This window comes from Cupriavidus sp. 22TCCZM04-2, assembly GCF_057798895.1.
Genome location: NZ_JBYOJS010000002.1, coordinates 24889 through 46043 on the forward strand (window position 1 = coordinate 24889; position 21155 = coordinate 46043).

Genomic DNA, 21155 nt, shown 5'->3' on the forward strand with positions numbered 1-21155 from the left:
GTCAGCATGTTCCGCCTGTCCCGATTCATGGAAGCGCTGCGCGATGGCGGCCCCGTGCCCGCGCCGCGCAAGCCGGCCGGCCCGGTCGTCATCTGGAACCTGATCCGGCGCTGCAACCTCAACTGCAAGCACTGCTATTCGACCTCGGCAGACACCGACTTCAAGGGCGAACTGAGCACGGCCGAAGCGCTGGATGTACTGGATCAACTCAAGGCCGCACGCGTGCCGTCCCTGATCCTGTCCGGCGGCGAGCCACTGCTGCGCGCGGATCTGTACACCATCGCGGCGCGGGCGCGCGAGCTGGGCTTCCACCTGTCCCTGTCATCCAACGGAACGCTGCTCGATGCTGGCCACGCCGCGCGGCTGGCCGCCTGCGGCTTCGACTATGTCGGCGTCAGCCTCGACGGCCTGCCGGCCACGCATGACCGCTTCCGCCGCAGCGACGATGCCTTCCAGCAGGCGCTCGGCGGCCTGCGCACGGCGCGCAATGCAGGGCTGCGCGTGGGCGTGCGCATGACGCTGACGGAGCAGAATGCGAGCGAATTGCCAGCCCTGGTGGCGCTGGCCGAGAGCGAGGGCATCGACAAGTTCTACCTGTCCCACTTCAACTACGCGGGGCGCGGCCGCAGCCACCGCGCCGACGATGCGCGGCACGCCGCCACGCGTACCGCGCTCGACTGGCTCTTCGACCACGTGTGGGAGCGCGCGCGGCAAGGCCACGCGGGTGACTTCGTCACTGGCAACAACGATGCCGACGGCGTCTACCTGCTGCACTGGATCGCGCGCCGCGAGCCGCGCCGGCTGGCCGACATGCGTGCGCGCCTGCTTAACTGGGGCGGCAATGCGACGGGCGTCGGCGTTGCCAACATCGACAATCTCGGCAACGTCCATCCCGACACGATGTGGTGGCACATCACGCTTGGCAATGTGCGCGAGCGCGCGTTCGGCGACATCTGGGCCGATCGCAGTGACCCGCTCATGGCGGGCCTGGCCGCGTCGCCGCGACCGCTGGAGGGACGCTGCGCGGCCTGCGCGCAGGTCGGGATCTGCAACGGCAATACGCGCGTGCGTGCGGCGGCGATCACCGGCAACCCGTGGGCAGCGGACCCGGGTTGCTACCTGACGGACGAGGAGCTTGCCTGTCCGCTTGGCGCGGAGGCGGCCGCATGAACCAGCTATTGCGATGGCTTGCGGCGGCCTTGCTGGCTGTCCCGTTCCAGACACCGGCTTTCGGGGCCGAGGACGTGGCCGGCCCGGCCGCGCTGTATCGGCAGCATTGCGCCGCCTGCCATGGCGCTGACCGCCTTGGCGCGATGGGGCCCGCGCTGTTGCCCGAGAGCCTTGAACGGCTGCGTCCGGCCGAGCTGGCCGCCGTGCTGCGCGAAGGCCGGCCGGCAACGCAGATGCAAGGCTTCGCAGGCGAACTCGACGACGTCCAGCTGGCTGGCCTGGCGGACTGGCTGCGCACCGCTCCGGCAACCTTGCCGAGGTGGACCGACGCGGAGATTGGCGGCAGCCATATCGTGACTCACGCATCGGGCAGTCTCCCCGCCAGGCCCGTGTTTCGCGCCGATCCCGCCAACCTGTTCCTGGTCGTCGAGGCAGGCAGCCACCATATCAGCGTGCTCGACGGCGACCGCCTGGGGCCGATCCACCGCTTCCGCACGCGCTTTGCGCTGCATGGCGGCCCCAAGTTCAGCCAGGATGGCCGCTATGTCTTCATGGCCAGCCGCGACGGCTGGGTCAGCAAGTACGACCTCTGGAACCTGACGTTCACGGCGGAGATCCGCGTCGGCCTGAACACGCGCAACGTGGCAGTGAGCGACGACGGCAAGTGGGTGCTGGCCGGCAACACCCTGCCGCGGACGCTGGTGCTGCTGCGCGCCGATGACCTGTCGCTGGCAAAGGTGATCGACGTGCGGGGGCGCGACGGCCAGGGCTCGCGCGTATCCGCCGTCTACGATGCGGCACCGCGGCACAGCTTCATCGTGGCGCTCAAGGACATTCCGGAAGTCTGGGAGATCCCGTATGCCGGCACGGCAAACAGCACGACTCCGGAGGCCAGGAGGATCGCGCTGGAAGATGTGCTCGACGATTTCTACTTCGACCAGTCATACCAGCACATCCTGGGCGCATCGCGCGATGGCGGCGGACAGGTGGTCGATCTCACGCTCGGCCGCAAGGTCGCGGACCTGGCCTTGTCCGGCATGCCGCATCTGGGCAGCGGCATCACGTGGATGCGCGACGGCCATGAGGTCATGGCGTCGCCCAACCTCAAGCAGGGCCGCATCAGCGTGATCGACATGCGCAGCTGGCAGACCATCGCCACGGTGCCGACCAACGGCCCGGGCTTCTTCCTGCGCAGCCACGAGAACACGCCCTACGCGTGGGCCGATGCGATGATGAGCCCGAAGCGCGACACGCTGCAGCTGATCGACAAGCAGACGCTGGCCGTGGTGGGCAGCGTCACGCCGAGCCCCGGCCGCACGGCCGCCCATGTGGAGTTCACGCGCGATGGCCGCTATGCGCTCGTCAGCCTGATGGAGCGCGATGGCGCCATCGTGGTGTACGACGCGCGCACGCTGCGCGAGGTCAAGCGCCTGCCCATGGACAAGCCCATCGGCAAGTACAACGTATTCAACAAGACCACGCGCTCGTCCGGCACCAGCCATTGAGGCGGTAGCCCTGCGCAAAGAAAGGACTCGTAATGAACCCCCTCAAGCCCGGCAGGGTATGGCTGGTCGGCGTCGGCCCCGGCAACCCGGACCTGATTACCGTGCGCGCGGCGCGCGTGCTCGCGCAGGCGCAGGTCTGGCTGGTCGATGACCTGGTGTCGCCGGAAATGGCGTGCCACGCCAGTCCCGGCACGCATGTCGAATGGGTCGGCAAGCGCGGCGGGCGCTGCTCGGTCAGCCAGGATCGCATCCAGCAGCTCACGCTGATGCACGCGCTGGCAGGCAAGGAAGTCGCGCGCATCAAGGGCGGCGATCCGCTGATGTTCGGGCGCGGCGGCGAGGAATCGGCATTCCTGCGCGCGCATGGCGTGCCGGTCGAGGTCGTGAACGGTATCAGCAGCGGACAGGCGGCTGCACAGGCACTGGGCGTGGCGCTGACGCATCGCGCGCATTGCCACGGCGTGAGCTTCGTCACCGCGCATACCAGCGACCACGGCAGCCCTGACTGGCGCGCCCTGGCGGGCAGCGGCACCACGCTGGTGATCTACATGGGCATGAGCCGGCTGGCGGCGATCCGCGACGCGCTGCTTGCTGCGGACATGCACCCTGACATGCCCGCCGCTGTCGTGATGCATGCCGGCGGCAGCGGGCAACAGTGCTGGACCGGCACGCTTGCCACGCTCGGCCAGGCGCTCGATGCGGGGTTGGCCAGCCCCGCGGTGATCATGATCGGCGCGGTGCTGGCCGATGCGCCGGGCCTCGCGCCCCTACGCGGCGCGCCAGCGCCTCAGTACGGCAATCCGACGTAGTTCTCGGCCAGCGCCTTGCGCGCTGCTTCGGAACTGATCAGGAAATCGAGTTCGGCCTGCTGGATGCGCGACGAGAACGCGTCGGCATCCGGAAAGCGGTGCAGCAGCGACGTCATCCACCACGAGAAGCGCTCCGCCTTCCAGATGCGGCGCAGGCACTTCTCCGAATAGCCGTCGAGCTCACGCGGGTCGTCCCGCTGATAGCGCGCGGCCAGCGCATCGGCCAGGTACAGCACATCGCTCGCGGCAAGGTTCAGGCCCTTGGCGCCGGTCGGCGGCACGATATGCGCGGCGTCGCCGGCCAGGAACAGCCGGCCAAAGCGCAGCGGCTCGCACACAAAGCTGCGCAGCGGCGCAATGCTCTTCTCGATCGAAGGGCCGGTCACCAGCGACTCGGCGGCTTGCGGGTCCAGCCGGCAGCGCAGTTCATCCCAGAAGCGCGCGTCGGACCAGGCTTCGGCCCGCTCTGTCGACGGCACCTGCACGTAGTAGCGGCTGCGCGCCTTCGAACGCATGCTGCACAGCGCAAAGCCACGCTCGTGGCTGGCGTAGATCAGTTCGTCGGCGACCGGCGGCGTGTCCGACAGGATGCCGAGCCAGCCAAACGGATAGACCCGCTCGAACAGCTTCGTCGACGCGGCCGGCACGCTCTGCCGGCTGACGCCGTGGAAGCCGTCGCAGCCCGCGATGTAGTCGCACTCGATCTCGTGCGTAGCGCCGTCCTTGCGATAGCGCACCAGCGGCCGCGACCCATCGAAGCCGTGCAGGCTCACGTCGGATGCCTCATAGATCGTCGTCGTGCCCTCTGCCTGCCGCGCGGCCATGAGGTCGCGCGTGACTTCGGTCTGGCCGTACACCGTGACCCTGCGTCCGGTCAGCGCGTGCAGGTCGATGCGATGGCGCTCGCCGTTGAACGACAGCTCGATGCCGTCGTGCGGCAACCCTTCTTCATGCAGCCGCGCCGCCACGCCCGCGCGCTCCAGTGCATCGACCGTCACGCTTTCCAGGATGCCGGCGCGGATGCGACCCAGCACGTAGGCCGGACTGCGCTGCTCCACGATGACGTTGTCGATGCCCGAGCGCGCAAGCAACTGCCCGAGTAAAAGACCGGCGGGGCCGGCGCCGATGATGGCAACCTGGGTGCGCATGGCTTGTCTCCGTATGCGTTGTTCTGATGGGAGGAAAGATAGCGGCCGGGCAGGCATTCCGGAATGGACAGATCGAACCAAGAACAGGACAATCCGAACATTGCTGGTAAACACGGATCCCGTCGTGAAGCCCGTTCCCTCCTATTCGCTGTACGGCACCAGTTCGTCGGAGCCGCTGCTGGACCAGCTGCATTTCGAGTCGATTGCGCAGCGCAGCAAGCTGCACGGCTGGGAGATCCAACCGCACCGGCATGAGCGCTTCCTGCAAATTCTGTACATCCATGCCGGTGGCGGGGAAGCCTTGCTGGAGGAGCGGCGTGAGGCGCTGCGCAGCGGCTCGCTGGTCATGGTGCCGCCGCAGCACATTCACGGCTTCGTGTTCCGGCCCGATACCGATGGCATCGTCGTGACCATGACGGACAGCCACCTGCGCACGCTGCTGGCCGGCGTGCCCGATACCCTGGCGCTGTTCGAGCGGCCGCTCCATGAACCGGTGCGGCGCGACGGCGCACTGGCCGATGCGCTGGGGCTGTTCCGGGGCGAGATGGAAAGCGTGTCCGCGTGGCGTGGGGCCGCACTGTCAGCGCTGCTGACCGTGGTGCTGATCGGCATTGCGCGGCTGGCCGATGCCTCGGCGCCGGCCGCCGCGCGCAGCAACAGCCGGCCGGCGCGGCATTTCCAGCAGTTCCAGCAATTGCTGGAGTCCGGCTATCGCGAACAAAGGGAGATTGGCGACTACGCTGACGACATCGGCATTACGGCCACGCAGCTCAACCGCATCTGCAGGCAGATGGCGGGCCAGTCGGCGCTGCAGATGATCCACGCCCGGGTGCTGGCGCAGGCGCAGCGCGACCTGCTGTTCAGCGACCTGGAGGTCAAGCACATTGCGTTGTCGCTGGGCTTTGCCGATGCGGCTTACTTCTCGCGCTTCTTCGCGAAACAGGTCGGGCAGACGCCGACCGGGTTCCGGCAGTCGGGGCGCGCCCGGCTGCCGGCGTTCGCCACGCGATAGCTCAGGCCTGCGGCCTGCGGTTGGCCTCGTCGATCGCGGCGAAGACTTCCTCGGCCATGTGGAATGCCGAGTTGGCGGCCGGCACGCCGCAGTAAATCGCGGCCTGCAGCAGCACTTCCTTGATCTCGTCTCGCGTCACGCCGTTATTGGCCGCGGCGCGCAGGTGCAGCTTGAGTTCTTCCGAGCGGTTCAGCGCCACCATCATCGCGATGGTCAGCAGGCTGCGCGTGTGCCTCGGCAGGCCTTCGCGGGTCCAGATCTCGCCCCACGCGTAGCGCGTGATCAAGTTCTGGAACTCCTCGTTCACCGGCGTCAGGCGCGCGAGCGAGCGGTCGACGTGGACGCTGCCCAGCACGTCGCGCCGCACCGAAAGACCGGCTTCGTAGCGGGCGTGATCGTCGGTGACCGGCAGACGGCCAACGATGAAATCGAGCAATGCGGCGGTGAAGCGGCCCGGCTGTTCGAAGTTGGAGATATGCGCGGCCGGCAGTGCAACGAAGTGCGCATCGGGAATCGCGGCGGTCAGGTCGCGGCCCTCCTGCACCGTGGTGGAAGGGTCATGGCTGCCCGCGATCACCAGCACCGGCACGCTGATCGTGCGCACGGCCTCGCGGAAATCGGCATCGCGCACCGCGGCGCAGTTGGCCGCATAGCCACGTGGATCGAGTGCGGCCAGCACGGCACGCAGCGGGTCCAGTGCGCGACTGGCGGCCGCGGCAAACTCCGGGGTGAACCAGCGCTCGATCGACGGCTCCACCATGATGCCCATGCCGTCGCGCAGCACGCTGTCGATGCGCGTGTTCCAGCCCTCGGCATTGCCGATCTTCGCGGCAGTGTTGGCCAGCACGATCTTTGGAAAGCGTTCGGGCGCATGCACGCCCAGCCACATGCCGGTCAGGCCGCCCATCGACACACCGCAGAACGCAGCCTGCGCGATACCGAGGGCATCCAGAATGGCAAGCACATCGCCGCCAAGCTGATCCATGGTGAAGGCATCGCCGGGCGCGGTTGAGCGTCCGTGGCCGCGCGTGTCATAGCGCACGACGCGGAAGCGTCCGGCCAGCGCCTCGGCCTGCGGCTGCCACATGGTGTGGTCCGTGCCGAGCGAGTTCGAGAAGACGATGGCCGGCGCATTGTCGGGGCCATCCACCGTGTAGAAAAGCCGGGCGCCGGCGTGGTCGAGATAGGGCAATGCGATCTCCTGGAATCCTGTGTGAGATTGTGCCGGTCAACTGGCGCGGCGCCTGGCAAGCGCCGCATGCCAGGCCTGCACGGCGGCATCGGCAAAGGCCGCCGACTGGCCGGCGTAGTTGGCCGGGTCGGCGAGGCGGTCGAGGGTAGCCTCATCGAGCAGGCCCGCATGGGCGGGATGTTCGCTGAGCGTCCGTGCCAGTGCTTCGCGCAGCGTGGTGCCTTGCGCCACCGCGAGACGCGACGCCTGCTCCACCACATGGTGCGCTTCGAGCCGGCCGATTCGACCGCCGAGTTCGAGCATAGCCGCTTCGCCGAGGATCAGGCCATGCGTCATGTCGAGATTGGCGCGCATGCGCGCAGTATCCACCTGCAGGCCTGACACCACCTCCCCCATCTGGCGCAGCGCGCCGGCTGCAAGCGTGACGATCTGCGGCAGCGTATCCCACTCGGCCTGCCAGCCTCCCAGTGCGCGCTCGTGTTCCTGCACCATGCCCGACAGCATGGTAGCCACCAGCGGCGGCACGCGCACGGCCGCGGTGAGCACGGCGGCACAGCCAACCGGGTTGCGCTTGTGCGGCATGGTGCTGGAGCCGCCACGGCCCGGGCCGGCTGGCTCGGCCACTTCGGCGACCTCGGTCTGCATCAGCAGCGAGATATCCCGCGCCATCTTGCCGAGCGTGCCGGTCAGCAAGCCGAGCGCGGTAGCCACCTCGACCAGGCGGTCACGGTGCGCGTGCCATGGCAGCGAGGGCACTTCGAGCTTCAGTTCGCCGGCGAGCGCACGGGCGACGGCCGGCGCGGATTGGCCAAGGCTCGCGAGCGTGCCGGCCGCGCCGCCAAATTGCAGCGCGCTGGCATGGACTCGGGCGGCATCGACACGGCGCAGGTCGCGACGCAGCGCATCGAGCCAGCCCGCGGCCTTCAGGCCAAACGTCGCGGGCAAGGCGTGCTGCAGCCAGGTGCGGCCGACCATGGGCGTGTCGCGATGCGACGCGGCCAGCGCCGCGCAGCCATTGCCCAGTGCCAGCAGGTCCGCCCGCAGGTGCGGCATCGCTTCGCCAAGCTGAAGCACGAGTGCGGTATCGATGATGTCCTGGCTGGTGGCGCCCCAGTGGACGAAACGCGCGGCCTCGGCATCGCGCGCGGCGACAGCGGCAGTAAGTTGCCTGACGAAGGGAATGGCGAGGTTGCCGGCGGCAACGGCCGCTTGCGCAAGTGCATCGAAGTCGATGACCGAGACGTCGGTGCAGACTTCGGAGATGACCGTCGCGGCGGAAACGGGAATGACATTGCAGCGCGACTCGGCGCGGGCCAGCGCGGCTTCAACGGCAAGCATGCCGCGCACGGTGCCGGTATCGGAGAATATCTCCAGCACGGCCGGGCTGCCGAACATGGGATCGGTAAGGCGGGACGAGCTTGGCATGGGGGCGTAGTGGATGTGCCGTCACGACGTTGGCGACGGCACGATTATGCGCGAAGCGTCAGATGTCGAAAAACACCGTCTCGCCCGGCCCCTGCAGCACCACATCCCAACGCAGCGCGCCATTGCCCTGCGCAGCGGCAATCAGCGTGCCGCGCCGCTCGGCCGGCACCATTGCCAGCACGCCGTCGGCAGCATTGGCGGCAGCCTCATCCGGAAAGTAGACCCGTGTGGCCACGTGCTTGACCAGGCCGCGCATGAACACCGACACCATGATGTGCGGCGCCTGCGGCTTGCCGTCGGCGCCGGGCACCACGCCCGGCTTCACGGTGACGAAGCGGAACGAGCCATCCTCGGCGGTCGGCACGCGGCCGAAGCCGGTGAAGCCCGCGACCAGCGGCAGTTCGCGCGTGTCTTCGGCATGGCGGTAGCGGCCGGCCGGGTTGGCCTGCCAGATCTCGACCATGCCGTCGGGCACGGGCGCGCCGGTGCCGTCGATGACGCGGCCTTCGATGACGATGCGCTGGCCGGCCAGTTCCGGCGCGTCGGCGGTGAGGTCGGCGCAATTCAGGCCGGTCAGGCCGATATGCAGATAAGGGCCGACAGTCTGCGAAGCGGTGGCGTACAGCATGCTTTTACTCCATCGGCGTGGCATCGCGGCCACGCAGCACGATATCGAAACGGTAGCCCAGCGCGTACTCGGGCTGCGTGGTCTCCCAGTCAAAGGTGGCGATCAGGCGTTCGCGCGCCTTCTCGTCGGGCACGCAGTTGTAGATCGGGTCGTACGGCAGCAGTGGGTCGCCGGGGAAGTACATCTGCGTGACCAGCCGCGTCGCGTAGGCGTTGCCGAACAGGGAGAAGTGGATATGCTGCGGCCGCCAGGCGTTGTGGTGGTTGCGCCATGGGTAGGCACCGGGCTTGATGGTCTTGAACTGGTAGCGGCCGTTGGCGTCGGTCACCATGCGGCCTTCGCCGGAGAAGTGCGGATCGAGCGGGGCATCGTGCTGGTCGCGCTTGTGCGTGTAGCGGCCCGCAGCGTTGGCTTGCCAGACCTCGATCAGCGCGTTCGGCACCGGGCGGCCGTTCTCGTCCAGCACGCGGCCAGTGACCAGAATGCGCTCGCCGAGGGGCTCGCCGCCATTGCCGATGGTCAGGTCGTTGTCGCCGGCACGCACGAACTCTGCGCCGAAGGTGGGACCCGTGACTTCCGAGAGAGACTGCGGAATCCGCACCAACGGCTGCGTGGGTGAGCGCAGCACGGTCGATGCATAAGGGTCAAAACGGTATTCAGGCTGGGTGTCCCAATAGGGGCGACGGTACTGGGCGAGGCGGGGCATGCTTCGTCTCCGTGTTTTAGCGGTGGAATGACTTTAGGTGACACACAAAGTCATGTAAATTGAGTTATTACCGGATTAGGATGAATTTTCGATATGGAACGACAGGAGCAGGCCGCGCAGGATGTCTTCCGCAACCGCGTGCGGCTGCGGCATCTCTATTGCTTCGTGGCGGTATCGCAAACCCAGCACCTCGGGCGCGCGGCGGACCGGCTTGGCCTGACCCAGCCGGCCGTTTCCAAGACGCTGAGCGAGCTGGAGGAACTGGCCGGCACGCGGCTGCTGGTGCGGCAGCGCGCGGGCACCGAACTGACCGCGGCGGGCACGCGCTTCCTGCAGCATGCACTGCGCATCCTGGCCGATATCGATGCCGCCGCCGGCAGCGTCACGGGGGAAACCGCGCTGACGCATGAACGGATACGGCTCGGTGCACTGCCGAGCGTGGTGCCGGCGGTATTGACCGATGCCTTGCTGCGCTTTCGCGCCACGTATCCCGAGGTTGGCCTGGACGTGCGGACCGGCATGAACCGCAACCTGATCGACCAGCTCAAGGCCGACGTGCTCGACCTGGTGATCGGCCGCATGGATGATCCGGTCGCGATGGAAAGCTTGTGGTTCGAGTCGCTGGGGCCCGATTCCCTGGTGCTGGCGGTGCGTCCCGGGCATGCGCTGGCCAGGACCACGCGCCCCACATTGCTCGATTGCCTGGCGTGGCCGCTGGTGATTGCCGCCACGGGCTCGATTCCGCGGCACAACACCGAAAGCCTGCTGGCGCGCCACGGCCTGCGGCTGCCGGATGGCTGCGTGGAGACTTCCGACGCCTATCTGGGGCGCCTCCTGGCCGAACAGAGCGATTGCGTCTGGGCGGCTCCGATGTCGGCCACGCGCCGCGCCATGGACGCGGGCGGGCTGGTGGCACTGCCCATCGATACCCTGGGCACCGAGGAGCCGGTCGGCCTGCTGCGGCACAAGGACCGCACCCTGACGCCGATGGCCGAGGCACTGGCCGACTGCATCCGGGCGGCGGCGCATCCCGATGCTCCCCGGCGCGGCCAGCCGGCTCAGTGAGCGGCCATGGGCCGGCCGCCCTGCTCGCCTGCCGGCGCGGGGCTGCCACCGAAGTGCTTCACCATCAGCGCCACGGCGGCCAGGAAGGCCGGCACGGCCAGCAGCGTGAAGATCGTGTCGAAGCCAAGCTGCAGGCGCAGCAGTTCGGCGCCGAGCAGCGCGCCTGTAATGCCGCCGAAGCGGCCGATGCCGAGCATCCATGCCACGCCGGTGGCACGGCCCTGCGTCGGGTAGAAGGCCGCCGCCAGCGACGGCATTGACGACTGCGCGCCGTTCATCGCGGTACCCGCCAGGAAGATCAGCACGCCCAGCAGCACCTGGCTGCCGGTGCCCTGCCCGACGGCGTAGATCAGCGCGCCGGTGATGGCATAGGTCAGCGCAATCACCTTGTTCGGGTTGAAGCGATCCATGAACCAGCCCGCGGCGATGGTGCCGATGCCGCCGCCCAGCGGGAACAGCGCGGTCAGGAACGAGGCGCGCTGGATCGAGAAGCCCGCGTCCTTCATCAGCGTGGGCATCCAGCTGGTCAGCAGGTAGAAGATCACCAGGCCCATGAAGTACGTGGCCCACATCATGGCCGAGCCCAGGCGGTAGCCCGGCGACAGCACCGTGCCAATGGCCGAGCGCGTCGCGGGCGCCTGCTCGCCGATGACATAGCTTGCGGCCGCCGCGCCGGCACCGGTCACGCGCTGCAACACCTTGCCGATCTGTCCGGCCGGGTAGTTGCGCAGCACCATGTAGCGCACCGATTCCGGCAGCAGCAGCACCAGCAGCACGGCCAGCACGACCGGCAGCACGCCGCCCAGCACAAGCACGCTGTGCCAGCCATAGTTCGGGATCATGGCCGCCGCGACGAAGCCGCCCACCGCCGAGCCGAGCGGAAAGCCGCAGAACATGGTGTTCACCAGTACGGCACGGCGGCGCTGCGGCGCGAACTCGGACGTCAGCGTCACCGCGTTGGGCATGGCGGCGCCCAGGCCCAGGCCGGTCAGGAAACGCAGCGTGGTCAGCCAGCCCAGGCTTGGCGCAAAGGCCGTGGCCAGGCTACACACGCCGAAAAAGAAGACGGACAGCACCAGCACGCGCTTGCGGCCGACGCGATCGGCCAGCGGGCCGGCAAAGATGGCGCCAAAGGCCAGGCCGAACAGCGCCGCGCTCATGACAGGGCCCAGCTCGGATTTCTGGATGCCCCAGTCCTGCACCAGTGCCGGGGCGATATAGCCGATGGCCGCTGTATCAAAGCCGTCGACGGCAACGATCAGGAAGCACAGGATCAGGATCAGCCATTGGTAGCCGGTGAATGGCCGCTCGTCGATCAGGGCCTGGACGTCGATGACGCCGCCCTTCGCAGGGTTGGACTGGGGCACGGGTTGTCTCCGTTTGACTTTGGAAATCGGCAAGGGGTGCTGATCTGGCAAATCGGCAAACCCGCCATTTGTTCTGATAGCGAACCATGGTTCTCTATTGGAACCGATCTTAGGCGCCGGGGATCAGCGACAAGTATCCGGGTTAACCCGTCGCGACAGGTCATCGGGAACGGCATCGGACGAGGCGAATTACGCCAGGGGACAGACTATCCTGGCGGTAAACTTGCGCCATTGACACGAGAGTCAGTTGCCGGCGGAGAAGATCGGCGTAATGACGCAATCTTTCGCTGCCGGCTACCGGAAGCGACTTGGATACATGCCTGAATTTCATGGAAATAACACGAGATGTCATTTTCCATGCCGTGACGTATTGCTTAGGATGCGCTAAGCACCGATCAATGTGATCGCCGTCCGGAAAGAGCCGCGTAAGGCTAAATCATCGCTTTGGCGCAGGCACGGACCAGGCCCGAGCGCCCGCAGTGAGGCTTTTCACCTCGGCTGCCCGACACCGATTCCAGCTCCGACAGGTTTTCCCGAAACCATAGTCCTCCTGCTGCCAATGCGGTCTGAAGCCACGCTGGTGAAAATACCCATAACGCTCGTTTTGCCGCCCGGACAGCACCATGTCATACGACATTTAAGTAATTCATTACAAATGATATTTCACGCGATTATATTTAATATAAAAAAACTGTATAAGACCGCCATTTCAAGCTGCAGCGCACAAACCTATAGTGAATGTAATTTTTTCCGGGGAGGAACCCGTAACCACCGACAAGGAGGTGGAAGAATGCTAAAAACAGCTTTGTTGCTTGCGGCGGCAAGTGCAGCGTTGGGCGCGGGTGCTGCGTATGCCGGCACCGGGACTCGGGACGTTTACACGGATGGCTCGAGCGTAATGGGGTCGCGGGACCCATTCACGGATGGAGGTAGAGCAATCACTGACAGGAGGGATGTGTTCACCGACGGTGCCAAAGTCACGGACAGACGGGATATGTTCACGGATGGTTCGTAATTCGCCAACCCGAGATCAAGGTCGCGCCTCTCCAAGCCCCCCTCTGCGGGGGCTTGGTTTTTATTGGGGGCAAGCCAGTATTCAGGCGCGATACTCAGGCGCCACAACCGCGCAATATTCGATTGGCGATGCCAGCGGGCATCGTGATTTCCTTATGCGACCCCCAACGCGGAAAAAAGTAGCCCCCACTTGTATTCTGCCTCGCGGCTGCGACGGCCATGCTTTCGGCGCTACGCCTGCATCAGCATCGCTCGCAGTTGCGCCTTGGCGACTTTCTCAAGCGTGGCACGCGGCAGGCTATCCACCAGCCTCACCTCGTGCGGCCGTTTGAAGTCGGCAAGCTGTGCCGTGCACGCGGCCAGGATACGCGACGGCAGGTCTGCGCCGGCTCCCCGGGCTGGAATGACGAAGGCCACCGGCACTTGATCGAGCATCGGGTGCTTCTTTGCCACCACGGCAACTTCGGCCACGCCGGGCACCAGGGCGATCACGCGCTCGATCTCCGACGCCGCTACGTTCTCGCCACCGACCTTCAGCATGTCCTTGGCGCGGTCGGCGAAGTAAAGCGCGCCGTCCTCGCCGAGCCGGACGCGGTCGCCGGTGATAAACAGGCCATCGGCGCGAAACCCCGCTGCCGTGGCGGCGGGATCATTGAAGTACTCGAGGAACAGCGATACGCCGCGCTGGCCGCGCACGTAGAGGTCTCCGGTTTCGCCCGGCGCGACCGGCTGGCCGTGCTCATCGAGCACATGAATCTCATAGCCCGGCGACGGCCGTCCCATCGACATCGGCGTATTGGCGCGATGCGGCGAGCCGACGGTGCCGTGCGAGATGGTTTCGGTCATGCCCCACCAGCCGATGGTCTTTACGCCGAAGTGGGCGTCGGTGGGCGGCTCGCACACGCCGCTGCCCCAGTGGCGGTAGCTGTGCCGCTTGGGCCGGGGCTGGCCCATCAGCGCGCGGACGCAGAACGGGACCATCGAAGTCCAGGTGCAGCCATGCCGCAGCGACACCGGCCAGAAGCGCGATACCGAGAACTTCGGCAGCAGCACCACGGTGGCGCCCACCCACAGCGACGCTGCCACCGAATACACTTGCGCGTTCGTATGGAACAGCGGCAGGTGCACGAGATGGACATCGTCCGCGCGCAGATCTTCATGCCGCGCGCACAGCTGCGCGCCCCACAGCGCGTTGGCATGGCTCCACAGCACGGCTTTCGGTCGCGACGTGGTGCCCGAGGTGTACTGGATGCCGAACGGCGCCATCGGATCATGCGGGCGCTGGGCCAGCGTATCGGGATCGGCGTCGATGGTGGTGAATGGCATGAAGCCGGCCACATTGGCTTCCGGCGCCGCGCCGTTGTCGGTCGCGGTGACCGCCACCCACGCCAATGCAGGGGCCGCCTGGCGAACCATTGCCGCAAACCGCGGTTGGGTGATGCCGGCCACGGCGCCGCTGTGGCTGGCGAAGAAGGCCAGCTCGTCCGCGCTGGAACGCGTGTTGGTGGTCACGGGCACGGCGCCGGCATACGCGCAGCCGAGCCAGGCGATGACCGATTCCGGGCAATTGTCCAAGTGCACCAGCACGCGCGCGCCGGGTTGCACGCCGCGCGCCTGCAAGCCGGCGGCGAAGCGCCGGACCGTGTTGCCGAACCGCGCATAGGACCACGTCGCGCCTTCGCCATCGAAGGGCTCCCACACCAGGAACGGGTGATTGCCGCGCCGGACGGCCTGTTCATCGATCAGGGTGCGGATATCGGTGGCTTCGAATGGCGTCAGGGCGGCAGGCGTCATGGGGCATCGGAACAGGAGCAAAGGGTGCCGACGAGTATCGCGAAGCGGTTCAGGCGGGTGATTCGTCTAAAGCGACGAATCTGCGGCGCTCATTTCGGTAGGACGCTTACGGCGGCGCTGCAGTAAAAACCGAAAGGAGGAAGCAGCGGCGCCCGCGCCGTTGACGCCGCTGACTACCCGATTTGAGCGACGCGTAGAAGCCGAAGGCGATGATGCGATAGCGCTGGCAGTGTCGGGCCACGGAGATATCCGCCCGTTAGGGCAAGCGACGCGTTTCTTTGCTTACCTTCTTGTCGCTCGGACAAGAACGTGAGTCGCCGGCTACGCCGGAAAAACAGCAGCGTCAGCCAAGCACGAGAACCGATTCAAATCCCCAAAATCATCCCTGCAAAAACGCCAACACACGCTCCAACAGCAACTCCGGCGCCTCCTCAGCAATGTAATGCCCGCACGGCAAGCCATGTCCATTGACGCGCCGCGCCACCTTGCGCCATTCCTCAAGCGGGCGGAAGCATTGGCCCACGGCGCCCTGCTCCCCCCACAACGCCAGCATTTCGCACTCCACCACGCGTCCAGCGGCCAAGTCGGCACGATCATGCTCCAGATCGATACCCGCACTCGCACGATAGTCCTCGCACAGCCCATGCGCGGCACCGGGCATTTGCAGGCAGCGCAGGTACTCGGCCATCGCAGCGTCAGTAAAAGGCGCCAACCCAGCACTGCGCGCCCCCATGGTGCTGCGCAGGTAGAGCGCCGGGTCCGCCTCGATCAGCGTTTCCGGAAACGGCGCAGGCCGGATCAGGAAGAACCAGTGCCAGTACGCCGTGGCAAAGGCCAGGCTGGTCTGCTCGTACATCGCCAGCGTGGGCGCAATATCGAGCGTGACAAGACGTTCGACGCGTTCGCCGTGATCCAGCGCCATGCGGTGCGCCACGCGCGCGCCGCGATCATGCGCCATGACGCGAAAACGCCCGAAGCCGAGTGCGGACATCAGTTCGACCTGATCGCGCGCCATCGCGCGCTTGCTGTAGTTCACGTGGTCGGGCAGACCGGCAGGCTTGTCGCTGTCCCCGTAGCCACGCAGGTCCGCCGCCACCACCGTGAAATGGCGCGCCAGCGACGCCGCGACCTTATGCCAGATCACATAGGTCTGCGGATGGCCATGCAATAGCAGCAGCGCCGGGCCCTGCCCGCCAACGACGGCATGGATGCCAACGTCCCCGCATTGCACGTGGCGATGTTCGAACCCCTTGAATCCTTCCTGCACGGCCTGCCTCCTTTCCTGTTCAAGGACCTGCGCGGTCCATTGAGAGCCAAGGCAGTGTAATCAGGAAATCAGGCGCCAGCATTTCCGACCAAGACCTTCATTAGTTCCTGCTGCTCACGAATGGGGACTCCCATCCATGGATCCAGCGCGGCGGCACCGGCCCAGCGCCGCCGCCCCGCTTCAGGCGACGTTGAAAAAGTGCGTGCCGTCACGGTCCAACTGGGCGATCAGGCCGTACTCCCAGTCGAGGTAGGCCTGCATCGCGGTGGCCGCATTGTCGGTGCCCTCATACGGACGACGATAGCGGTCCGTGCGCGGCACGGCCAGATGGGTTTCGCCGCTTTCCACCGGCAAGCCGGCAGCCAGCCAGGCGAGCGTGCCGCCTTCGAGCACATAGACCTCGGCCTCGGTCAGCGCGCGCAGGTCCTCGGCGGCGAAGCGCGCCAGCTGGCTGGTGCCGCAGGTCAGCACGTAGCGGCGTGCCACGGGAATGCCCGTCAACGCCAGGGCAAGCTGTGCGCGAATGACGAACCATGCACCGGGGATGTGGCGCTTCACATAGTTGGCACTGCTGGTGAAGTCCAGCACGACCGTCTGTCCATCCTGCGCTTGCAGCCACGCGCCCAGCGTTGCCGGCGACACGGCTTCGACCGGCGCGGCGTCGGGCGCGGGCAGGCGCGGCACGCCGGTCTCGCTGCGCAGCGCCGCGTCGACAGGCTCCACCACCGATACGTCCCAGCCCATCTGCGCGAGCCATGACGCGCTCATGTCCGCGCGCACGCCGTCATCGTCGGCCAGCACGATGCGCGCGCCGCGTACCGGCGCGCTGTGGTCGGTCTCCTGCACGAGCTGCCCGCCTGGTGCGTTGATAAAGCCGGGCAGGTGGCCACCGGCGTATTCCTCGGGTGTCCTCACATCGAACCGGTAGAGCGTGCGTCCCGGCGCCTCCAGCGATGCCAGTGCCGCGTGGGCGACGCGCCGCACCCCGGCGCGCGCTGCGATATCGCGTGCGCCCTGGCGAGCCTTCTCGCGATTGGCCTCGCCGATGTCCAGCGGCGCACGCCGGCTGGCACCGTGGTCAAGCGTTTGACCGGCAAGCGTCCAGCCGATGGTGCCGTTGCGCAGCGCTGCCACCGGGTTCGGCAGGCCGGCATTGATCAGGGACTGCGTGCCGATGATGCTGCGCGTGCGGCCCGCGCAGTTGACGATGACTTGCGTCGACGGGTTCGGCGCCAGTTCGCGCACGCGCAACACCAGTTCGGCACCCGGCACGCTCGTGGCCGTGGGGATGCTCATGGTCTGGTACTCGTCGAAGCGGCGTGCGTCGACCACGACCACGTCGGCGCCGCTGTCGATCAGTGCCTTGACCTCCGGCGCGCCCAGCGACGGCGTGTGGCGCCTGGCCTCGACCACTTCCCCGAACGACTTGCTCGGCACGTTGACGTCGCGGAACACTTCGCCGCCGGCGGCAATCCACGCATCGAGACCGCCGTCGAGCAGGTTCACGTCCGTGTAGCCGAGCTTGCGCAGCACGCTTGCGGCGCGCGGCGCGAGGTCGGTGCCATCGTGCTCGCCATAGACCACGATGTGCGTGTCGCGCCGCGGAATGCGCGGCCATGCTTCCAGTTCCAGCTTCGATAGCGGGAAATTTGCGGCCCACAGCGGATGCGACTGGGCAAACGGGTCTTCCTCGCGCACATCGAGCAGCGCGATTTCCTTGCGGTCGAGCAGCGCCTGGCGCACGGCCTGCGGAGTGATCAGCGGAAATTGTTCAGCGGAAGCGGTCATGATGCGGCGGAATCCTTCGAGCGGTCCCACGGATTGGGCAGGCAGGGGTTGGAGTAGCCGGAGATGAACGGCTTGCGCTCACCGGCCTCGGGATAAACGCTGCGACGCACGCCGCCGATGTTGGCACCGTACACGTGGATGCTGATCGAGACGCGGTCGTCATAGGCGTTGTGCACGCGATGGATATCACCCACTGTCGGCGATACCGCTTCCACCTGTCCCGGCTCCAGCCGCGTCGGCTCGCCATGCGCCACGGGTCGCCCGGCGGCATCGATCACGAACGGCTGCGAATATTCGGCGCCGCGCAGCATGCCGATCAGGCCCCACACCGTGTGGTCGTGGATCGGCGTGCGCTGGCCCGGTCCCCAGACAAAGCTGACGATGGAAAAGCGCTCGGCCGAATCGCAGTGCAGCAGCATCTGCTGGTAGTACTCGGGGTGCGGCTGCGCGAAGGCATCGGGCAGCCAGTCGTCGCGCGCGACCAGCGCGGCCAGCAACGCGCCGCCTTCACGCAGGATGCGCGGCTCGTCGGGCTGCTGGTCCAGCAGTGCCGCCAGGCCGGTGATGAACTCGCGCAGCGGCGCGAGCGAAGCGCGGCTGGCGGTGGGGGATTCGCTCACAACTGTCTCCTGTATCTGAGAACGCCTTCAAGGTTGCCTGACGGGCTCCTTTACCATTTTGCTTTTCATTGCATCAGCGCCACGCGCCCCGCTGCCACCAGGATCGAGTCGTTCTGCGGCGTATGGATGCGGCTGCACAGCACGTCGCGGTAATGGCGTTCCAGCGGGTTGTTGCGGCTCAGGCCGTGGTTGCCTGAAAGCTGCAGCGCCAGTTCCACCGCGCGGATCGCCTGGCTCGTGACCGTGAACTTTATCAGCCCGCTGTCGGTCGGTGTCGACGGCGTGCCGGCGTCGGTGCGCGCGGCGGCATCGTCGAGCAGCGCCTGGTTGGCGTGCAGCAGCGCCGCGATCTCGCCGATTGCCTCCCGCACGCGTGGCAGCGTCGCCAACGGTGCGCCAAGGCTGCCGGGTGCGCGCTCCCGCACAAAGCCGCGAACCCAGTCGAAGCCCGCGCGCGCCACGGCGTCATAGAGGCTGCCGAGCAGCACCACCATCCAGGCTTGCTGGTCGGCGTTGGCGTCCACGTCGGCCTGGCTGGCACCCGCAGGCGCCCACGCGGATGGCTCACGGATATCGACGGCGTTCTCCGGCGGAATCCAGACATTATCGAGTACGGTCTCGTGGCTGCCCGACGCGCGCAAGCCCATGTGGTTCCAGTTTTCCACGACACGGATACCCGCAGCGCCGGCCACGGGTCGCGGCACCAGGAACACGCCCACGCGCGGCCGCGGCTCGTCGGTGCGCGCCCAGACCGAGAGCCAGCGCAAGGCGGGAATGCCGGTGCTGTAGAGCTTGCGTCCGCTCAGTCGCCAGCCATTGGCCACGCGCGTGGCGACCGTCGCGGGCAAGCCGCCGCGTGCGGGCGAACCCAGGTCCGGCTCCACGCGCAGCGAATTGATCAGTGCACCGTCCTCGACGGCACTCGCAAACACCTGCTTGCGCAGCGGCTCGGACCAGTGCGCCTCTGCGCGGCCGATGGCGCGGTGCTGCAGGTAAGTCATGGTCAGCACAAGCGCCGTCGCGGGATCGCCGCCGGCGACCGCAGCGATGATGCGGCGCGCTTCGGCCAGGCCGGCACCGCCGCCACCGTGACTGCGCGGCACGACCTGTGCGATCAGGCCGTACTGGTGCAGCAGCGCGAAGTTCTCGTGCGGGAAGCTCGCATCGGCATCGTGCTGCGCTGCGGTGGCCGCAAGGCGCGGCGTCAGCTGGGCGAGCACATCGGCGAGTAGCGGTTCGCGGCTCGGCAGCCGGCGCAGGGAAGACAGGGACATGGTGGATTCCTGGCAAGGCGCGGCGCGCGAACGCACGCCGCTGGCGAATGCCGCATAGCGTACCGGCGCCTGGCGGCGGCGAGAACGACGCATCCTGCATATGGTCCGTCGTTTTTATTCGTTCGGTCTCGCGGGGATCGGGCGTACCTTGTGGCTCAGTTCCTTTGCCATTTCTCGTTTCCCGCTTCCTCTTCCGCATCTCGCCTTGCGTCTTCCGCGCAAGCGCACCGTTGCGCCCTTCCAGTCAGGAGAACCACGCATGAGCGTCGATATCATCGGCATGATCCAGAGCCAGAAACAGTCGGAGATCCACCGCCCCACGGGACCGGTGATCGATCGCGACTACGTCCGCGCCTTTGCGCAGGCCCACGAGCAGGCCGGCTTCGACCGCATCCTGGTGCCGCACCACTCCACCGGTCCTTCCGCCACGCTGACGATCTCCTATGCGGCCACGGTGACCGAGCGCATCCACTTCATGCTGGCCCACCGCCCCGGCTTCACCGCGCCGACGCTGGCTGCGCGCCAGATCGCCACGCTCGACCAGTTCAGCGGCGGCCGGCTCGGCGTGCATTTCATCTCGGGCGGCTCCGACGACGAGCAGAAGCGCGATGGCGATTACCTGAACCACGACGACCGCTACGCGCGCACCGACGAGTACCTGGACATCCTGCGACGCATCTGGACCGGGGACAAGCCGTTCGACCACGAAGGCAAGTACTACCGCTTCAGCAATGGTTTCTCCGAAGTCAAGCCGGCGCAGAAGCCGCATGTGCCGATCTACTTCGGCGGTGCGTCCGAAGCCGCGCTGCAGGTCGCGGGCAAGCACGCCGACGTGTACGCGCTGTGGGGTGAATCGCTCGACCAGGTGCGCGATCTGACCCAGCGCGTGCGCGCCGAGGCCGCGCAGCATGGCCGCGAGGTGCGCTTCTCGGTGTCGTTCCGCCCGGTGCTTGCCGAGACCGAGGAGAAGGCATGGGCCCGCGCCGACAGCATCCTGGAACGCACCCGCGCGTTGCGCGTGCAGCAGGGCTACAGCCGCGGCGGCCCGCAGCAGAGCGAAGGCGCGCGCCGCCTGCTCGCCGCAGCCGGACAGGGCGACCGTGTCGACCAGCGCCTGTGGACCGCGATTGCGCGCGAGACCGGCGGCCGCTCCAACTCCACGGGCCTTGTCGGTACGCCGGGACAGGTGGCCGATGCACTGCTGCAGTACTACGACCTGGGCGTGACCACCTTCCTGCTGCGCGGCTTCGATCCGCTCGAAGACGTGGCCGACTACGGTCGCGAACTGATTCCGCGTGTGCGCGAACTGGTTGCGCAGCGCGATGCGGCACAACAGGCGACGCGCAAGGCCGCCTGACATCCGATCTCAAC

At 67.1% G+C, this 21155-nt stretch carries 17 protein-coding genes; 6 read left to right on the plus strand and 11 right to left on the minus strand.

What is annotated here, in order from left to right; all coding sequences use genetic code 11:
• The first annotated feature begins 6 nt into the window (after nucleotides 1–6).
• Genes nirJ through cobA form a run of 3 tightly spaced genes read left to right on the plus strand, consistent with a single transcriptional unit; the run spans nucleotide 7 to nucleotide 3484 of the window.
• Nucleotides 7–1170: a heme d1 biosynthesis radical SAM protein NirJ gene (gene nirJ, locus AC3FKG_RS03460; RefSeq protein ID WP_488742430.1), complete on the plus strand. Its 1164-nt coding sequence runs from the start codon at nucleotides 7–9 to the stop codon at nucleotides 1168–1170.
• Nucleotides 1167–2675, plus strand: coding sequence for a cytochrome D1 domain-containing protein (locus tag AC3FKG_RS03465; protein WP_488742431.1), 1509 nt, complete (start codon nucleotides 1167–1169; stop codon nucleotides 2673–2675). The genes nirJ and AC3FKG_RS03465 overlap by 4 nt, the downstream gene beginning before the upstream one ends.
• Before the next feature lie 32 nt (nucleotides 2676–2707).
• Nucleotides 2708–3484 (plus strand): uroporphyrinogen-III C-methyltransferase, encoded by a 777-nt coding sequence (gene cobA / locus AC3FKG_RS03470; protein WP_488742432.1) that lies wholly within the window; start codon nucleotides 2708–2710, stop codon nucleotides 3482–3484.
• Here cobA and pobA read toward each other — a convergent pair.
• Nucleotides 3463–4632: a 4-hydroxybenzoate 3-monooxygenase gene (gene pobA, locus AC3FKG_RS03475; protein WP_483713228.1), complete on the minus strand. Its 1170-nt coding sequence runs from the start codon at nucleotides 4630–4632 to the stop codon at nucleotides 3463–3465. The genes cobA and pobA overlap by 22 nt on opposite strands.
• Before the next feature lie 124 nt (nucleotides 4633–4756).
• On the opposite strand from pobA, the gene AC3FKG_RS03480 reads away from it, so the two are divergent.
• Nucleotides 4757–5644 carry a helix-turn-helix domain-containing protein gene (locus AC3FKG_RS03480; RefSeq protein ID WP_488742433.1) on the plus strand — a complete coding sequence of 296 codons (888 nt, stop codon included), beginning with the start codon at nucleotides 4757–4759 and terminating at the stop codon, nucleotides 5642–5644.
• 1 nt (nucleotide 5645) lies between these two features.
• Here AC3FKG_RS03480 and pcaDC read toward each other — a convergent pair whose 3' ends face one another.
• Genes pcaDC through pcaH form a run of 4 tightly spaced genes read right to left on the minus strand, consistent with a single transcriptional unit; the run spans nucleotide 5646 to nucleotide 9595 of the window.
• Nucleotides 5646–6836, minus strand: a complete 1191-nt coding sequence (pcaDC, locus tag AC3FKG_RS03485; protein WP_483713226.1) for a bifunctional 3-oxoadipate enol-lactonase/4-carboxymuconolactone decarboxylase PcaDC — start codon at nucleotides 6834–6836, stop codon at nucleotides 5646–5648.
• Nucleotides 6837–6872: 36 nt separating this feature from the next.
• A complete protein-coding gene (locus AC3FKG_RS03490; protein ID WP_488742434.1) occupies nucleotides 6873–8261 on the minus strand; it encodes a 3-carboxy-cis,cis-muconate cycloisomerase in 1389 nt (462 codons plus the stop codon).
• A 58-nt stretch (nucleotides 8262–8319) separates the two neighbouring features.
• Nucleotides 8320–8889, minus strand: a complete 570-nt coding sequence (gene pcaG / locus AC3FKG_RS03495) for a protocatechuate 3,4-dioxygenase subunit alpha (protein ID WP_483713224.1) — start codon at nucleotides 8887–8889, stop codon at nucleotides 8320–8322.
• Nucleotides 8890–8893: 4 nt separating this feature from the next.
• Nucleotides 8894–9595, minus strand: a complete 702-nt coding sequence (gene pcaH / locus AC3FKG_RS03500) for a protocatechuate 3,4-dioxygenase subunit beta (protein WP_483713223.1) — start codon at nucleotides 9593–9595, stop codon at nucleotides 8894–8896.
• Nucleotides 9596–9688: 93 nt separating this feature from the next.
• Here pcaH and AC3FKG_RS03505 point away from each other — a divergent pair, with 93 nt between their 5' ends.
• Nucleotides 9689–10660 (plus strand): LysR substrate-binding domain-containing protein, encoded by a 972-nt coding sequence (locus AC3FKG_RS03505; protein WP_483713222.1) that lies wholly within the window; start codon nucleotides 9689–9691, stop codon nucleotides 10658–10660.
• Here AC3FKG_RS03505 and AC3FKG_RS03510 read toward each other — a convergent pair.
• The 6 genes from AC3FKG_RS03510 to AC3FKG_RS03535 all read right to left on the minus strand — a co-directional run bounded on the left by AC3FKG_RS03510 (nucleotide 10654) and on the right by AC3FKG_RS03535 (nucleotide 19784).
• The gene (locus AC3FKG_RS03510; protein WP_483713221.1) at nucleotides 10654–12027 is read right to left on the minus strand and encodes an MFS transporter; all 1374 of its coding nucleotides are present in this window, start codon (nucleotides 12025–12027) and stop codon (nucleotides 10654–10656) included. The two genes, AC3FKG_RS03505 and AC3FKG_RS03510, sit on opposite strands and share 7 nt — an antisense overlap.
• A gap of 1245 nt (nucleotides 12028–13272) precedes the next feature.
• Entirely contained in the window at nucleotides 13273–14835 is a 1563-nt protein-coding gene (locus AC3FKG_RS03515; RefSeq protein WP_488742435.1) for an AMP-binding protein, read from the minus strand.
• Between the two features lie 379 nt (nucleotides 14836–15214).
• Entirely contained in the window at nucleotides 15215–16102 is an 888-nt protein-coding gene (locus tag AC3FKG_RS03520; protein ID WP_488742436.1) for an alpha/beta fold hydrolase, read from the minus strand.
• 180 nt (nucleotides 16103–16282) lie between these two features.
• The gene (locus tag AC3FKG_RS03525) at nucleotides 16283–17890 is read right to left on the minus strand and encodes a rhodanese-related sulfurtransferase (protein ID WP_488742437.1); all 1608 of its coding nucleotides are present in this window, start codon (nucleotides 17888–17890) and stop codon (nucleotides 16283–16285) included.
• Complete coding sequence (locus AC3FKG_RS03530) at nucleotides 17887–18510, minus strand: cysteine dioxygenase family protein (RefSeq protein ID WP_488742438.1); 624 nt, start codon at nucleotides 18508–18510, stop codon at nucleotides 17887–17889. The genes AC3FKG_RS03525 and AC3FKG_RS03530 overlap by 4 nt, the downstream gene beginning before the upstream one ends.
• A 65-nt stretch (nucleotides 18511–18575) precedes the next feature.
• Nucleotides 18576–19784, minus strand: coding sequence for an acyl-CoA dehydrogenase family protein (locus AC3FKG_RS03535; RefSeq protein ID WP_488742439.1), 1209 nt, complete (start codon nucleotides 19782–19784; stop codon nucleotides 18576–18578).
• Nucleotides 19785–20043: 259 nt separating this feature from the next.
• Between AC3FKG_RS03535 and AC3FKG_RS03540 the strand changes: the two genes are divergently transcribed.
• Nucleotides 20044–21141, plus strand: coding sequence for an LLM class flavin-dependent oxidoreductase (locus AC3FKG_RS03540; RefSeq protein ID WP_488742440.1), 1098 nt, complete (start codon nucleotides 20044–20046; stop codon nucleotides 21139–21141).
• Nucleotides 21142–21155 lie beyond the last annotated feature (14 nt).

What these genes read in the sequence shown, in the direction of transcription:
- nirJ (WP_488742430.1), top strand. Translation starts at nt 7, where the DNA reads ATGTTCCGCCTGTCCCGATTCATGGAAGCGCTGCGCGATGGCGGCCCC.
- AC3FKG_RS03465 (WP_488742431.1), top strand. Translation starts at nt 1,167, where the DNA reads ATGAACCAGCTATTGCGATGGCTTGCGGCGGCCTTGCTGGCTGTCCCG.
- cobA (WP_488742432.1), top strand. Translation starts at nt 2,708, where the DNA reads ATGAACCCCCTCAAGCCCGGCAGGGTATGGCTGGTCGGCGTCGGCCCC.
- pobA (WP_483713228.1), bottom strand. Translation starts at nt 4,632, where the DNA reads ATGCGCACCCAGGTTGCCATCATCGGCGCCGGCCCCGCCGGTCTTTTA.
- AC3FKG_RS03490 (WP_488742434.1), bottom strand. Translation starts at nt 8,261, where the DNA reads ATGCCAAGCTCGTCCCGCCTTACCGATCCCATGTTCGGCAGCCCGGCC.
- pcaG (WP_483713224.1), bottom strand. Translation starts at nt 8,889, where the DNA reads ATGCTGTACGCCACCGCTTCGCAGACTGTCGGCCCTTATCTGCATATC.
- pcaH (WP_483713223.1), bottom strand. Translation starts at nt 9,595, where the DNA reads ATGCCCCGCCTCGCCCAGTACCGTCGCCCCTATTGGGACACCCAGCCT.
- AC3FKG_RS03505 (WP_483713222.1), top strand. Translation starts at nt 9,689, where the DNA reads ATGGAACGACAGGAGCAGGCCGCGCAGGATGTCTTCCGCAACCGCGTG.
- AC3FKG_RS03515 (WP_488742435.1), bottom strand. Translation starts at nt 14,835, where the DNA reads ATGACGCCTGCCGCCCTGACGCCATTCGAAGCCACCGATATCCGCACC.
- AC3FKG_RS03525 (WP_488742437.1), bottom strand. Translation starts at nt 17,890, where the DNA reads ATGACCGCTTCCGCTGAACAATTTCCGCTGATCACTCCGCAGGCCGTG.
- AC3FKG_RS03535 (WP_488742439.1), bottom strand. Translation starts at nt 19,784, where the DNA reads ATGTCCCTGTCTTCCCTGCGCCGGCTGCCGAGCCGCGAACCGCTACTC.
- AC3FKG_RS03540 (WP_488742440.1), top strand. Translation starts at nt 20,044, where the DNA reads ATGAGCGTCGATATCATCGGCATGATCCAGAGCCAGAAACAGTCGGAG.